Here is a 15,664-nt window from a genome sequence, read left to right on the forward strand (position 1 = left end):
AGGCCTCACCCCATATGAATATGTCTGCAAAATATGGTCCGAGCAGCCAAAACGGTTTATCAGAGAACCGCACCATCAAAACGAGGGACTAAACATCTAGGCCTGACAGATCGACATCTCCCACGCCGGTATAGCCTTTGCCGATCGTACCGGTATGGAGGCCTCCACCGAAGTCGGTGTCGGCGAAGTTGAACAGATACACAGCGCCGTAATTGGCTTCCGCTCCGCCCGCGACGCCGTCGTCGAGATAGGCGCCTGCCGCAAGCCGGTCGCCCGCAGCATTCAAGGCCACCGAGATTCCCAACCTGTCGCCGGCAGCCAGCGGGGTGAGGTCGATATCGCCTGAGCCCGTGTAGCCTTTACCGATGGTGCCGACATGGTCGCCGCCCGTAAATGTGTCGTCGGAAAAGCTGAAAAGGTAGACCGCGCCCGATCCCGTCGCCGTGTTGCCGTACCCGGCATCCGACGAGGCGCCGACCGCCATGCGATCACCATCGTCGTTCAGTGTAACGGCAATGCCGAATCCGTCATTTGCTTCCAGCGGGGTGAGGTTCACGTTTTTGCCGCCGACATAGTCCTTGCCGATGATGCCCTCCAGCGCACCGTCCGAGTACTGGTCGTCGGAGAAGCTGAAGAGATAGACGGCGCCGGCTCCCGCTGTCGTGTTGCCCGCGCCGTTGTCGGCAAAAGCGCCGACCGCGAGCCGGTCGCCCGCGCCGTTCAGCGCGACGGACATGCCGAACTGTTCGCCTGTATCGGGGAGGCCGTTGAGCGCGAGGTCGAGCGTGCGCGCATAGCCGCTGCCGATGACCCCCGTGAGGCTGCCGCCGTAGAAATCCGTGTCCTGAAATCCGAACAGGTAGACGGCGCCGGAACCCGCCGTTCGATTGCTCGCGCCGCTGTCCAGAAACGCGCCGACGGCAAGCCTGTCGCCCGCGGCATTCAACGCAAGAGAGATACCGAACCGGTCGCCCGCTTCCAGGTTATCCAGATCGAGATTCTTGCCGCCGCTGTAGCCGCTGCCGATCTGGGCTGAAAGCGTACCGCCCGAAAAATCCGTGTCGGTGAAGCTGAGCAGATAGACGGCGCCTGCATTCGTTGCAGTGTTGCTGTTGCCGGCATCGCCGGGCGCCCCCACGGCGAGCCGATCCCCTGCCGCATTCAGCGATACGGCCAGTCCAAGTTGTTCATTGACATCCAGCGCCAGAGAAACGTCTCCAGCGCCCGCATAACCCTTGCCAATGGTACCGGTTTGGGATGCACCCGTGAAATCGGTATTGGCGAAGGCGAACAGATAGACCGCGCCCGCGCCGCTTGTCAGGTCATCGCTCCCGTCGTCGCCATTCGCGCCGACCGCAAGCCGGTCGCCTGCCGCATTCAGCGATACCGCGTTTCCGAAATTGTCATCGCTTGAAAGCGCGATGTTCACATCATCGGCGTCAGCATAGCCGGCCCCTATGGTGCCCACCATCGATGTGGCACTTTCCAATAGGAAGAGATGCACGGCGCCGGACTCTGCGACACTGTTCCCCGCACCGTCGTCGCCAGTCGACGCGATTGCCATGCGGTTGCCCACGGCATTAAGCGTCACTGCGCGCCCGAACCGATCGCTTTCGTCCAGGCCATCGACATCAAGAGAGTTGACGCCGTTCACGCCGGAATATCCCTTGCCGACGATGCCGCTGACCGCGCCGTTCGAAAAATCCCCGTCGGTGAAGTCCAGCACATAGACGGCGCCCGCATTGCTCGTGGCTTCATCGACGCCGTCGTCGCCAATGGAGCCTATCGCGAGCCGAGAGCCCTCCGCATTCAACGCGATCGCCGACCCGAAAAAGTCGTCTGCATCGAGGCGCCCGATATCGACGTTCTTGCCGCCGACATATCCCTTGCCGACGATGCCGGAGAGCGTTCCGCCGGAGAAATTACCGTCCGTGAAGCTGAACAAATAAACGGCGCCCGCGTGCGCCGTGTCGTCGAGCACGCCGCTGTCATACATGGCACCAGCCGCAAGCCGGTCCCCGGCGGCGTTGAGCGCGACTGAGATGCCGAGCCGGTCGCCGTCTTGCAAACCCGCGACATCCACATCGCTCGTGCGCCACGTATCGCGGCCGATCACGCCCGCGACCGTGCCGGCTGAAAAATCACCGTCCGCGAAACGCATCAGGTAGACGCCGCCCGCATCGCTCAAGCCGTTGTTGCCGCCGTCGTCACCGTAGCTGCCGACCGCCAGCCGATCGCCCGCAGCATTGAAGGCGAGGCCGAAACCGAATGTGTCACCCGCTTCCAGGTCTGCGACATCGACGTTTTTGCCCCCGGTGTATCCCTTGCCGATGATGCCTTCGTAGGTGCCGCCGGAAAGATCGGTGTTCGCGAACGACAGCAGGTGCACGGCGCCGGTGCCGGCCATATCGTTCGTCGAGGCATTGTCGCCGGGCGCGGTTGCGGCAACGCGCGTGCCGTCCGCGTTCATCGCGACCGTGTAGCCGAACATGTCGCCGTCGACGATGGCGGCGATGTCCGTATCTCCGGCATCCGTGTAGCCCTTGCCGATGGTGCCGAGCCGTGCGCCGTTCGAGAAATTCGTGTCGGAAAAGCCGATCACGTGGATCGCGCCGGAATTCGTCGCGCTATTGCCGAAGCCGTCGTCGTTGCCCGCGCCGATAGCGAGTCGGTCGCCTGCCGCATTCAGCGCGACGGAGACGCCGAGAAAATCCTCGGTGTCCAGCGCGAGATCGACATCATTCGCGCCGACGTAACCGTGGCCGATCGTGCCGGTGTGCGTGCCGCCGCCGAAACTCGTGTCGGCGAAGCTGACGAGATAGGCCGCGCCCGTTTTGTTGGCGGCGTTGCCGAAGCCGCTGTCGCTCCACGCGCCGATCGCGAGCAGGTCGCCGTCGCCGTTCAGCGAAACGGACCGCCCGAAGTCGTCGCCGGCTTCAACGGCGATCGCAATGTCGCCCGCGCCGTTATAATCCTTGCCGATCGTGCCGACATGCGTGCCGCTGCTGAAATTGCCGTCCGCGAAACGCAGCAGATAGATGGCGCCCGAACCGCTCGCGTCTTCATTCTTGCCGTCGTCCCTGAAAGCGCCGACCGCGAGCAGATCGCCCGTCGCGTTCAGCGCGACCGAACCGCCGAACGCGTCGTCGGCAGCGAGCTGCGCGATATCGAGGTTCTTGCCGCCCGCGTAACCCTTGCCGACGATGCCGGTCAGCGTGCCGTTCGAGAAATCGCCGTCGCTGAAACTGAACAGATAGACGGCGCCCACATTGGTCGTGCTATTGTTCGCGCCGCCGTCTGCTAACGCGCCGACCGCCATGCGCGTTCCTGAGGCGTTGAGCGCCACGGATGTTCCGAATCGGTCCGAAGACTCGAGCGCCGCCGCCACGGAATTCTCGAATTCATCGGGGTTGCTGTCGTTGGCGTAGACCGCGCCGAGAATCGCGGCATATTGCCAGCCTTCGACATCATCGACCGTGCCGATCACGATGTTTTTCGGATCGAGCAGCAAGTGTCCGCCAGCGCCCGTGAACACCCGGTCGAGCGCGGCCTGGCGCAGGTCGCCTGCAGAGGAGATTTCCACCGAACCGCCGCGCCCGCCGCGCGCATCGACCGACCCCAGGAACGTCGTGCGCGTGTCCGACCAGAACACCGCCGTGCCGCCATCGCCGCGCGTGGAGGAGACATCGACGGAGGTTGCATTGCCGACAAAGATCGTGTCCGCGCTCGGCAGGGCGTCGAGCGTGCCCCAGCGCCCGAGGAACGTGGAATGATAGGCCTGCGCCGTATCGGGCGTCTTTCCGCCCTGAAACGCGCCGCCGACGCGCACGAGGCCGCCCGCAAGACGTCCGCGTGCGCTGATGTGCGTTGAGAGCAGGGACACGTCGGCGCCGCCGAGATCGATCCGGCCGCCGCGCCCGTAAACACCTTCAGCCACGTAGCTGCCGGAGGTCGCGAATCCGCCATCGGTGACGGCGCGGATCGCGCCGCCGTCGATGATGCCCGAGGCATCGTTGCGGCTCGTCGCGGTTTCGATGATGCGCCCGGCGTTGAAGCGGATCGTGCCGCCGTCGCTGAGACGGCCGGTAGCCGCGACGTTTTCCGCGAGCGACAGCAGCCCTGCCGCCTCGACGGTCACCGCGCCGCCGTCCGCACCGCTCGCGCTGATCAGCCCGCCGAGCGAAACGCTGCCGCCGCTGATCGCGATGGCGCCGCCGCCCTGCCTGTCGCTGTCGGCGGTGACGTGCCCGGCCGCGGTGACGTTGCCCGAGCCCGAAAGCACGATGCTGCCGCCCTTCCGGCTGATGCCGTCGGCGCGCACGATGCCCGACACGTTCACCGATGCGTTGAGAACATCGCGCGCCGCCGCCGCGCTCAGCAGCACCTTGCCGCCGCTCGCTTCGATCACGCCGCTGTTTTCGACGAGCGCGGCGCTCCCATCGCCGATCGTGGCAGCGACGAGACCATCGGGCGCAAACGACACCAACCCGTCGCCGTAGAAATCGACCGTGAAGCCGGTTCCCGCGCCGAGCGCGACGCGGCCCAGGTTGGCGACGATCGTGCCGCTGTTGCGCACGCTCGGCGCAACGAGCGCGGCAAGCCCCGCGTCGCGCACGGTGATGCGGCCTTCGTTGACGATCATCGCGTCCGGCAGGCTGCCGCCGGAGAAATTGAGGGATCCCGTCGCCATGAACGACTGCCGGTCGATATCCGCAGTCGTCGCGACGAGGCCGCCGACATCGACCGTGGCGTCCTTCCCGAAGGCGATGCCGTTGCGGTTGATGAGGACGACGCGGCCGTTCGCGGTGAGGCTGCCGAGGATCGCGGAGGGGTCGGCGCCCGTCACGCGGTTCACCGCGACGGACGTGCTGCCGGGCTGGATGAAGCGCGCGCTTTCGCCTGCGCCGATCGAGAAGCTGTTCCAGTCGAGGATGGCGCGGTCGCTGGTCTGCGTCACCGTCACGCGGCCGGTTCCGTCCCCCGCGATCGATGCGCTCCCGGCGCTTACCGTGCCGCCGCTCGGCCCCGCATGGGCTGCGCCGGCAAGCGTGAGCGCGGCAAGGCTGGTGCCCGCAAGGACGATGCGGCGCGTGTTGAAAACGGGAAGGGGGGCCATCGGGAACGCCTTTTTTTGTTATTGGTCTTTCAGCGGTTGGCGGCTTTCGCCCACGCTGTATTCTGAAGTGCGGATGCGTCGAGCGCCTCGGCGAATCCGTTGAAGGAGAGCGGCAGCACCATCGGCTTGCCGTCACTGCCCAGCACGGCGAGCACGCCCGCCTTCGCGGCGCGCAGGCGCGTGATTTCGGGCGTGCCGAGCATGCGCTCGATGTAGCACCCGCCCGCATCGCAGCGCGTGAAGGCGTAACCTTCGAGATCGGAATTCTCGTCGAGACGCAGCAGCGGCGCCTGCGACAGGCGCACACCGAGCGGCAGCCGGATCTGCACGGCATAGCGTTCGCCGCTGCCGCGATAGGCGAAGGCGATGCGCATGATCTGCTCGCCTGTGCTTTTGGAGGTTGCCGCCTGCGCGATCTCGCACGGCGGCACGTCCGCCGCCTTCGTGCATTGCACGGTCCAGTCGCCGTGGACGCCGCCCCTCGGGGTTTCGGCGGCAGCGGCGAGCGCGAGAAGCAGGGCGGGCAGGGTGATCATGAGTCTGTCCTTGCTCAGGGTCATAGCGAGAGAGAGATCGAAAAATTCGCGCGCCATTTGCGTTCGGTCGCTCCCGAAAGGCCGTGTGCGGCCTCCGCGAGCGCGGAGAGGCGCGGCCCGATCTGCACCGAAATGCCGCCGCCTGCCGAGGACGCGGAATGGCGCCGCGCCTCGCCCGTATCGAGCAGGCCTTTCTGCCAGCCGATGCCGCCGTCCACGAACCCGTGAACGCCGACCCCGACCTTGCCCGCCACCGCACCGCGCCAGCGCGCTTCGAGCGCGCCCATCACGCAGTGATCGGCGCTCACCGTGCCGCTGTCGTAGCTGCGCCCGAACCCCGCGCCGCCGTAGCTGCATTCCGCCGCGCTGAGCAGCGCATCGGTTGCGGCCCACTGGCCGGAGCCCTTGGCGACAAGGCTGAAATCGCCGCCGGCGATACGCGCGATCGGCTGATAGCGCTGCGCGTAGAGCGCGAAATTGAGGAACGATGCCGAGCCGTTCAACCGCGTGCGCAGCGGATCGTCATCCGCCGTTGCGCCGAGCCCGGAGAAGCCCTTGACGGCGCCCGCGCGGACGACGTTGATGCCCCCGCTCGCGTCGGCCCAATCGAGATCGAGATCGGCGCTTGCCGTGCGAATGCGGTCGCGCGTGAACGCCGTGCGAAGAATGGTCGAATCGGAATCGATCACGTGCCCGGCGATGGTGAGGCTGATATTGTGCGCGCGGCTGCGACGGATCGGCACTGCAATGCCGAGATCGACATTAAGCGTTTCGCCGCGATAGCGGATCGCTTCGAGGAGTTCGCCGATCGGGCGGCTCCACGAAAAACCGGCGCGCCCGTCCACGCGCAACCCGTTCGGGCCGAGCCACTTGCTGGCTTCGCCGGTGAAGGATCGGTAGCGGTCTCCATCGGGGCTCGCCCATCCGCGCAGACGCACCTCTCCGCTGTCGCCGCTGAAACGCAGTCCGCCGCCCAGCATGTCGCGCCCGAGCACGCCCGACATCATGTTGGTGTAGCTGAAGTCGGCGCGCACGGCGCGGTGCGAGAGATCGATCGTGAGTATCGACGCGCCGGGGGTGTCGGGCGAAGGCGCGAGTTCCGATGTGGCGGCAAGACCCGGCAGATCGTTCATCAGCAGCAAGGCGCGTTCGAGAGCGTCCGCCTTCAGCGGGCGCGAATCGAGAATGCGCGCCGCCGTCCGCACCGCGAGCGGTTCGCCCGCCGCGTCTGCCGCGCTGCGGATTTCGCGCACCTTGCCGTTTCGCTTCACACGGATCGCGGAGACACGTCCCTCGATGATCTGGATGCGCACCGCGCCGTCCGAGATCGCCTGCTCGGGCACCAGCGCGAAGGAGAGCAGGTAGCCGCTTGCCGAATACGCGCGGGTGACGGCGTCGGCGAACGCGAATATATCGCTGACAGGAATCTCGTCCCCCGGCGCTGCGCGCCAGAGTGCGCGCAATTCGGTTTCGGAAATGGCGGAGGCGCCATCGATCGCGAGCGTGCGGAACGTGAAACGTGTTTCGGCCGCCGCCTCCGGCGCGACCTGCTGGCGAAGCAGCGGCGTCGGGGTGGGTGCGGCCGCGCGGGCCTGCGGGGTCTGATCGGGCGTCTGCTGCGCGCGCGGCTCCGCAGTGCGCGGAATGTCGGCGGGGGTCACCTGCGCCTCCGCCGCAAAGGTGGTGCACAGCATGACGGCGAGCGCGGTGGCCGCCGGGAAGGGTTTACGCATCGGTGCGCTTTCTGGTTGATCGCCGGCGCGCTTGCGGTGCGTCCGCTGCGGCGGAGAGTTGCGTGGCCTGGCGGTCGAGCAGAGCCTGCCAGTTCGCCTGAGAGGCTTCGGCAAGCGCGGCGAGATCGAGCCAGCCATTGCGGAACCAGTCGCCGAGCGTGTCGTCGGGAAGCGCGCGCAGCTTCGCACGGTCGATCATGCGAAAGCCGTCGACGCGGAATTGCGACTGATCGGGAAGGCGCACCTCTGCGCGCCGCGTATCGAGAAGATCGCGCTCGCGAAGCGCCGCCGCGAACACCGACGTTTGCAGGTGATCGCGATGATAACGCTCGCAGAAGGCGAGCGCGCGGGCGGCGAGCGCCGAGGCGTTGCCGTCTTCGAACAGCCGGTTCGGATCGTCCGGCACGGCGCCGCCGCCTTCGACAAGGCGCGGCCGGTCGATCGCCAGCATCAGCGCGTCGCTGCCGGACATGGTGACGGGCAGAAACGGATAGCGGCGTACATAGGCGGGGACATAGACGCCTTCCGACCAGCGCCCCTCCCTGTCCACGAACAGGTTGGAGAGGTCGCGCAGCCCGGTCACCGCAAGGGGCAACATCCCCTCGGTGTCGGCGAACACGATCGGATAGAAACGCGCCGCGAGCGCGAACTCCGACATGTTCAGCGGGACCGCGACGGCGCCTGCGGCAAATTGATAGCTCTCGCTGGCGAGAAGTGCGGCGTGTCTGTGGAGTTCCTTCTGGAGAAGGACGGGATCCTCGTAGAGTAACAGGGGCATTGATCACCAGCAGCATTTGTTATTGTTTTGTGCGACTGCCGTTCGACTTCGCCGAAAAATGCATAAACGCGGCTTCCTCCAACGCGAACCGGGGATGGAACCGTTCCGGTGCTTCGGACCGCGCGCGCAACGATCGCGTGCGGATCATCCGTGCAGTCCGATCGATCTCTGCGGCGAAATTGCGGGGAGAAATGCCGCGCCTTCAGATGCGGTCATTGTGGATGCAAATCTGCTCTCCGAAACGGCCACGCTGCGGCGCGCGATCCATGGACGCAGCGTCGAGGGGAAATGGATGTAGTGACCCTGCTGCCAATTCGCGCCAAGAGCCGCGACCAGGAGGCTTTGGGCCTCTGTTTCGACGCCCTCGACGATCACTCCGGCGGCAAGCGTTCCGGCGAGCCCGATGAGGTGCGCGAGCATGCTGCGGTTGCGCGCCGACTGATCCGCGCGGCGCAGAAAGAAGGCATCGACCTTCAGATAATCCGGCGACAGCGCAAGCACGCTTCGCAACGAACTGAAGCCCATGCCGAAATCATCGATCGCGATCCGGCAGCCGAGTTCACGCAGCGCGGACGTGAAGCGCGCGGCACAGGAAATCGACGGGAAGGCCGCAGTCTCGGTGATCTCGACGACAAGCCGGCGCGCGACAGCGGGGTTCGCCTTCAGCCTTGCGCGCGCGCCGTCCCACCAGGAGTCGAGCGTCGCGCTCTCCGCTGAAATATTAACCGCAAGCTGAACGGCGGGATCGTCCTCCAGCTCGTCGAGCACCAGCGACACCATGATCTGGTCGAACGCCCGCACAAGGCCCGTGCGTTCGAGCGCCGTGATCGCGTCGCTCACGGAAGGCATGTCGTCGCCGATCAGGCGCAACAGGCATTCGTGATAAAGGATATCGCCTTCGCTGCTCACGGCCTGCCACGCCGGAAACAGACGCCCCTCCGCCGCCGCCGTGAACACCTGCGCGGCGGTCGCCATGTCGCGGCGATAGCGCGCGGCATCCGGGCATGCGGCGGGGGAGGCGCCGAGGCTGTCGTGAAGCGCGGCAAACCCGGCGGGGCTTATGTCTGCCCCGCTCGAGAATGTCGCCGCCGACCAGGCACTGGACACGGTCAGGAAAATCGAAATGTCCAGATGCCGGGCCGGCGAACACGCAAGTACGCTACGCAACTGCTCGTTGAAGCCTTCGGCGCTGCCGGGAACGACGAGCGCAGCGTCGAGCCGGCCGAGGGCGCGGTTCGCGACATGCATCGTCGCCAGTGCAGCGACCGTGGTTTCAAGATGCTGCTGGGACGCCAGCGCAGCGGCTTCGCCGTAGGCTTTCGCGATCGACCGGATATTGTCGATTCGAAGCGCGATGAGGATCGGGGTGCTGTGAAAAGCGCTGGCCACGGAAAGGTCCGGGTGCGCGCTTGCCGCCTCGATTGCCGTGAACCTTGCCGCCATATCCGCCATGCGTCCCGCCAAAATCATTTCGCCTGAGTTTGAGACGAAATAACCAAAACGGTATCAGAGACGGCTGGACGGCAGAGTATAGGGCGTCAATATTCTGTATCAGAAGAAGAAAATTCAAAAAGCCAATGTAATGGTAGAGCAAAAATGTCCTGGAACATGTATAACAATAACGGAAAGCGTAAATATCTTACTGAATCCGAAACTGTAGATTTTGTTAGATTTGCGAAACAAAAAAGTAAAGATGTTTACGCATTTTGTTGGTTGATGGCGGAAACAGGTTGCAGAATATCGGAAGCTCTTTCCGTTACCAAGGACAGCATAGATTTTCAGGCCGGAACGCTGATTATAAAGTGCCTCAAGAAGCGCGGTAAATCTGTGTACAGGGAGGTTCCGCTTTCCGAAAAGTTTCTGTCGTTCCTGAAAAGGTGGCAAAAGGACAAGTCGGCTGCACAATCTTCTCTGTGGACTTGGTCTCGAATGACCGCATACCGCCGTGTTTGCGAGGTGATGGTCGAAGCAGGACTTACCGGAGACTATGCGACGCCGCGCGGACTTCGGCATGGTTTCGGCGTTCGCGCCGTTCAATCGGGCGTTCCGCTCAATCTCGTGCAGCGATGGCTCGGGCATGCGGACATGAAGACGACCGCGATCTATGCCGATGCGTCCGGACCGGAGGAGCGACAGATCGCGGCGCGCATGTGGCTTGAAGGTCGTAACAGAGGGGTGCGTCTGCCGGACGGCGGCGATGTGCAGCGAGAAAACAAAATCGAGTCCCTGGAATGGCTTGACCCGCTGCATTCAGCGGAAACTGTATCACGCGGGGCGGCCTATCGAACGGCCCAGGCCCGATCCGCGATCAGACCCGCTTGGACATTGCGGACGGCAGCGCGTTTAATTTATTGCCATCTGTTACGTTATTGGTTATTTTGTAACGGGCATTGTTATTTATTTTCATATGCTTACCTTGCTTCCCAGTGGGTTGCGCCTTTCCGGTCGGCATTCTTCCGGATTGCGATTTTTCGGCCATTCGGCCTGGTTGCGGACGCTTTGCCTCCCAATCGGAAGCTGTGCAATTGTCCAATTGCCACAGATGGGCTTTCCGAAGGGAGGGAGTCGCCCGGGTAGACGTTCATCCAGACATCAGCCGAAGCAATGCGTCCTGTCGATGTCCGGCATCGTGCCGTCTTCCTACGGCGCAGCGATGAACGCTTCCTGAAGCGTTCGCGCGCAACCGATCATGACGTGCGCACGGCGCTTGACAGCATCCCTTGCATTGCCCTGTGAATCCTTTCAAATTCTCCGTTTGCAGGGGAGGGGGAAGCATAAGCATGCCAGCGCGCGATGGGGAGATACCGAAGCAACACAAGGCCACCCAGAACGAAAAGCTCGTTATCGCGGCTTCATCGCTGGGCACCGTGTTCGAATGGTACGATTTCTATCTTTACGGCCTCCTGGCGCTTTATATTTCCGCGCATTTTTTCTCGGGCGTGAATGAAACGACGGGGTTCATACTTGCTCTGGCGGCGTTTGCGGCAGGCTTCGCGGTGCGGCCTTTCGGGGCCATTTTCTTCGGACGCATCGGGGATATCGTCGGACGCAAGAACACCTTCCTCGTGACGATGGGCATCATGGGTCTTTCGACGTTCGCGGTCGGACTCTTGCCGTCATACGGCACCATCGGAGTGGCGGCCCCGTTCATCCTTGTGGCGCTGCGTTTGCTGCAGGGCCTGGCCCTCGGCGGCGAGTACGGCGGCGCGGCGACCTACGTTGCCGAACATGCGCCGAACCACAAGCGGGGCCTCTACACGAGCTGGATCCAGACAACGGCAACGCTCGGGCTGTTTGCTGCGCTGCTCGTCGTCATCGGCATTCGGACCGTGATGGGCGAGGCGGCCTTTGCCGATTGGGGCTGGCGGATACCCTTTCTGATCTCGATCATCCTGCTCGGCATTTCGATGTGGATCCGCCTGCAGCTTTCGGAAAGCCCGGTCTTTCAAAAAATGAAAGACGAAGGCACGACATCGAAAGCGCCGCTCACCGAGGCGTTCGGGAGATGGGGTAATCTCAAGTGGGTGCTTGTCGCGCTGATGGGCGCGGTCGCCGGGCAGGCCGTGGTTTGGTATACCGGCCAATTCTATGCGCTGTTTTTCCTTGAAAAGACGCTGAAGGTCGAAGGCGCGACAGCGAACATCCTGATTGCCATCGCGCTCGCGCTCGGCACGCCCTTTTTCATCTTCTTCGGCTGGCTGTCGGACAAGATCGGCCGCAAACCCATAATCCTCGCCGGCTGCCTGATCGCGGCGCTCACATATTTCCCGCTTTTCGGCGCACTCACCAAAGCCGCCAACCCGGCGCTCGCGGCGGCGCAGGCGGCGGCGCCGGTCACGATAACGGCGAACGCGGCGGAATGCTCGTTCCAGTTCGATCCGATCGGCAAGAACACGTTCGACTCATCGAGCTGCGATATCGCCAAGGCCTATCTCGCCAGGACGGGCCTTAACTACGAGAATGTTGCAGCCCCGGCGGGCACCATTGCCGAGATTCACATCGGCCTTGCCACGATCAAGGCGCCGAACCCGGCAGAGGTGGTCGGTGCAGAGCGCGTCGCTGCGATTGCCGCCTTTCAGGATCAGTTGGAGCAAGCGCTCGGCGATGCCGGTTATCCCGCGCGCGCGGACCCTGACCGGATCGACAAGGTGGCGGTCGTGGCCATCCTTTTCTTCCTGGTTCTGCTCGCGACAGCGGTTTACGGCCCGATAGCCGCGCTTCTGGTCGAGCTGTTCCCGACCCGCATCCGCTACACGTCGATGTCGCTGCCATATCACATCGGCAACGGCTGGTTCGGCGGCTTTCTGCCGACCATGGCTTTCGCAATGGTCGCCGCGACGGGCGATATCTACTACGGTCTCTGGTATCCCGTTGTCGTGGCGGTGATGACGCTGGTGATCGGCCTTCTGTTCCTGCCGGAAACCTTCCGCCGCGATATCGACCAGTAAGCATGGTCGCTGCCTGAAACCGGGCGGCGGAGACCGCAGAGCGACCGTTTTCTTGCCTGCTTGACTCCCAGGGGCAGTGCGCTTAGTCACGCGCCTTCGCTAGCGGCCCAGCCGCTCGTGGCCCCTTCGTCTAGCGGTCCAGGACGTCGCCCTCTCACGGCGAAAACACGGGTTCGAGTCCCGTAGGGGTCACCATTCGGTGCCGAATGTCCCAGAAATGGGCAAGAACGGCAGATTTCAGACATTTAGACGTGCCCACTGGTCACAATTCTGTGATACAAAAAGGCATGGAAGAAATGGCTGATATGCAACGGCTGCTGAAGCGCGGCGACACTTACCACTATCACCGGCGCGTGCCGCTCCACCTTGTCGGCATAGTCGGCAAGAAGTTTGTTCGCCGTGCGCTGGGCACTGACAGCCCCAAGGAAGCGCGCCGCCGCCGCACAATGGAAGATGCCCGCACCGAAGCAATGTTTCGGGAAGCGGAAAAGGGCATCAAGCCCGGCATCGGGCGCATGTCCGTCTCGCTGGACGCCCTCACCAGCTATGTGCGGGAAACCGTGGAAGAGATGGACCGCAAGGCGTCCGAACGGCTGGCGCTGGTCCCTCCCGCCGATAAGCAGAAGCTGGCTGACATGGTGCAGGATGCCGAAATCCAGCTTGGCATCCTGACCGATCCCGGCGACCCCCGGCAGGATGAAGTCGTGTCGCGGGCGACCGACCGCATTGCCCACGCCCACGGGGCGGACCTGACCGACGCCGTGCTTGTCGCGCAGTTCGCGGAAATCGTGCGGCGGGGCTTGGTGGAAGTCACCCGCCGTCACATCGGGCGGCTGACAAATGAAAACGGCACCGCCTTCCACGATGCCGCGTTTGATCCCGCCGCGCAGGCCCCAGCCACCGCCAGCGTGGCCGCGCTCGATGCTGACATTGTGGATGGCTGGGCAGCCGAGCGGAAACCTTCGCAAAAAGCTGTGGACAGTTGCCGGAGCGAAGCGCGCAAGTTCCTGATCCTTACCGGGCCGAAGGCCGTGGGCGAAATAACGCGGCAAGACGTGCTGGCCTACAAGGCCGCGATGATCGCGGACGGCCAGAGCCTCGCCAACATCAAGACCCGCTTAAGCCGTCTCAACACCGTGCTAGGCTGGGCCGCAGAGAACGGGCACCTGCCTGCCAACCCTGCCAAGGGCATCACCGTCAAGGTGCCGAAGAAGAGCAAGGACAAGCGCCAGCCCTTCGACGCGAACGATCTGAACGCGATCTTTGCCGGTCCCGTTCATGGGGATGGCCAGCGGCCCCTTAGCGGACGTGGGGAAGCCTCCTATTGGCTCCCCTTGCTTGCCCTGTTCAGCGGGGCGCGGCTGGAGGAAATGGCCCAGCTTCGTCCCCATGACGTGGCCCGGCAGACCTATACCGATGGCGACGGCCAGACCCGGCAAGGCTGGTTCATCACGATTGTGGAAGATGACGGCGAAGACGGCACCACGGTCAAGACCGCAGGCAGCGAGCGCCTTGTCCCCGTGCATCCCGTGCTGGAGACGCTGGGCTTCATCGCATTCGTGAAGGCCCAGCAGGACGCTGGCCATGCCCGCCTATTCCACCTGTTGAAGCCGGGAGCCTATGGGAAGTTGGGCAGCAAATGGGGCGAATGGTGGAGCAGCTACCTGCGCGGCACCATCGGCATCACCGACAAGCGCAAGGTTTTCCATAGCTTCCGCCACACCTTCAAGGACGCGGCCCGGCATTGCGGCCTGCCCGAAGGCGTGGCCCGCCAGATTATGGGCCATAGCGGCGAGGACGTGGCCGACGACTACGGCAACGGCTATTCGCTGTTCCAGCTTGTCGAGGGCATGGCGGCGGTGAAGGCCGTGGGCGTGAAGCTGCCCGCGCCGCCAGCCGACTAACAAACGGGGTGGGTTAAAGACCGTCCCACCCTTTCAGCAATTCGTTGCACGGGCGCAGTCAGTTGCCCAACCTTAAAGAGAAAGCCCCCGCCTTGCAGGGCGAGGGCCTTCGGGAACGCCGGAAAACCGACGCTGACTATCAACAGCGACACTACCCCCGGCGATCCCTTCACGCAATACCGGAAGGAACCAGAGCCGTGTCCAATGTCGTATCCCTCAGCACCAGCGCGAAGGCCAAGGCGGCAGCAAAGAAGGCCCTCACCAAGGGCCAGAGCAACGCCAAGACGGCGAAAGCGTCGGTCCGCGAGCAGAAGACCGCCGCGAACATCAAGCGCGCCATCAATGTCAAGGCGAAGCAACAGGCAAGGCTATCCGCGCCGAGCTTATGGGCTAGGTGCCGTGCTATCGCTGCTGGGGACTGGCGGGCGGGAACCTTGCTCTACCGCATCGCATATCTGTGGGAGACGACCCCGAACAAAATGACATTGCCGGGCGGCAGCCGGGAGTATCTTGCCCTGACGCAAGCTGACTGGTGCAGTTCAACCGGGCTGGAGCCAAGCGAGTTGAAAAACTATGCTGTCCCGCGCCTGAAAAAATATGCGAGCCATATCGTGCAATTCGCACCGCATGGGCGCGGCGCGGGCAAACAGACGTGGGTCCACTTCGACGAAACCGCGTTTCGCGCAGCACTGGATGAAGCCGGATATGAACTGAAAGTGGCGGTTAACGAGGGCCTTCCGCTCTACCCCTAAAACGCCGAATTTAGCGGTTTAGTAAATGTCCGGGTTCTGGACGTTTAATTACTTCGTAATCAACGGGAGAGGGAAATAACAGGAGAGACTTCCTATTCCCATCTTACGATAGGAATAGGTGCAACCCGCTTCGCTCCGCTGGCGGGCTGCAACAGTTCCCGAACCTTGTCCGGGACAGGAAGGAAGTGGGGACACTGGATAACGCCAGTATCCCGATGGGGATCGGTAGCCATGCTTCGCATGTCTCCCTCTCCCGAGGGCCGCAGGCCCCCCACCCCCCAAAAGCCCCCCTCCCGCCGCGCCGAGAATTATTGACCGCGCCCCGCCCGAATGGCATAAGACCGAACAGCGCATCAGACCCGTAGTGCTTCGGGGAAAGCTGACCCAGCTTTCGGAT

At 63.7% G+C, this 15,664-nt stretch carries 9 protein-coding genes and 1 tRNA gene; 5 read left to right on the plus strand and 5 right to left on the minus strand.

The window, feature by feature from the left end:
- Positions 1-88 precede the first annotated feature (88 nt).
- The 5 genes from GGQ98_RS12640 to GGQ98_RS12660 form a co-directional block, all read right to left on the minus strand.
- A complete protein-coding gene (locus GGQ98_RS12640) occupies positions 89-5,116 on the minus strand; it encodes a beta strand repeat-containing protein (protein WP_184070060.1) in 5,028 nt (1,675 codons plus the stop codon).
- Between the two features lie 29 nt (positions 5,117-5,145).
- The gene (locus GGQ98_RS12645) at positions 5,146-5,652 is read right to left on the minus strand and encodes an invasion associated locus B family protein (protein WP_184070062.1); all 507 of its coding nucleotides are present in this window, start codon (positions 5,650-5,652) and stop codon (positions 5,146-5,148) included.
- Between the two features lie 20 nt (positions 5,653-5,672).
- Positions 5,673-7,385, minus strand: coding sequence for a ShlB/FhaC/HecB family hemolysin secretion/activation protein (locus GGQ98_RS12650; protein ID WP_184070064.1), 1,713 nt, complete (start codon positions 7,383-7,385; stop codon positions 5,673-5,675).
- Positions 7,378-8,163 carry a SapC family protein gene (locus GGQ98_RS12655; protein WP_184070066.1) on the minus strand — a complete coding sequence of 262 codons (786 nt, stop codon included), beginning with the start codon at positions 8,161-8,163 and terminating at the stop codon, positions 7,378-7,380. The genes GGQ98_RS12650 and GGQ98_RS12655 overlap by 8 nt, the downstream gene beginning before the upstream one ends.
- Positions 8,164-8,307: 144 nt before the next feature.
- Positions 8,308-9,615 (minus strand): EAL domain-containing protein, encoded by a 1,308-nt coding sequence (locus tag GGQ98_RS12660; RefSeq protein ID WP_184070068.1) that lies wholly within the window; start codon positions 9,613-9,615, stop codon positions 8,308-8,310.
- 144 nt (positions 9,616-9,759) lie between these two features.
- Between GGQ98_RS12660 and GGQ98_RS12665 the strand changes: the two genes are divergently transcribed.
- The 5 genes from GGQ98_RS12665 (at position 9,760) to GGQ98_RS12685 (ending at position 15,267) form a co-directional block, all read left to right on the plus strand.
- Positions 9,760-10,740 carry a tyrosine-type recombinase/integrase gene (locus GGQ98_RS12665; RefSeq protein WP_243451864.1) on the plus strand — a complete coding sequence of 327 codons (981 nt, stop codon included), beginning with the start codon at positions 9,760-9,762 and terminating at the stop codon, positions 10,738-10,740.
- 203 nt (positions 10,741-10,943) lie between these two features.
- Positions 10,944-12,611 (plus strand): MFS transporter, encoded by a 1,668-nt coding sequence (locus GGQ98_RS12670; RefSeq protein WP_184070069.1) that lies wholly within the window; start codon positions 10,944-10,946, stop codon positions 12,609-12,611.
- A gap of 119 nt (positions 12,612-12,730) precedes the next feature.
- Positions 12,731-12,806 (plus strand) — tRNA-Glu (locus GGQ98_RS12675).
- A gap of 11 nt (positions 12,807-12,817) precedes the next feature.
- Positions 12,818-14,515, plus strand: a complete 1,698-nt coding sequence (locus GGQ98_RS12680) for a tyrosine-type recombinase/integrase (protein ID WP_184070070.1) — start codon at positions 12,818-12,820, stop codon at positions 14,513-14,515.
- 197 nt (positions 14,516-14,712) lie between these two features.
- Positions 14,713-15,267, plus strand: a complete 555-nt coding sequence (locus GGQ98_RS12685) for a hypothetical protein (RefSeq protein WP_184070071.1) — start codon at positions 14,713-14,715, stop codon at positions 15,265-15,267.
- The last annotated feature ends 397 nt before the right edge of the window (positions 15,268-15,664 follow it).

Origin of the sequence: Sphingosinicella soli (assembly GCF_014199685.1) — a bacterium.
Taxonomy (GTDB): Bacteria; Pseudomonadota; Alphaproteobacteria; order Sphingomonadales; family Sphingomonadaceae; genus Sphingosinicella; species Sphingosinicella soli.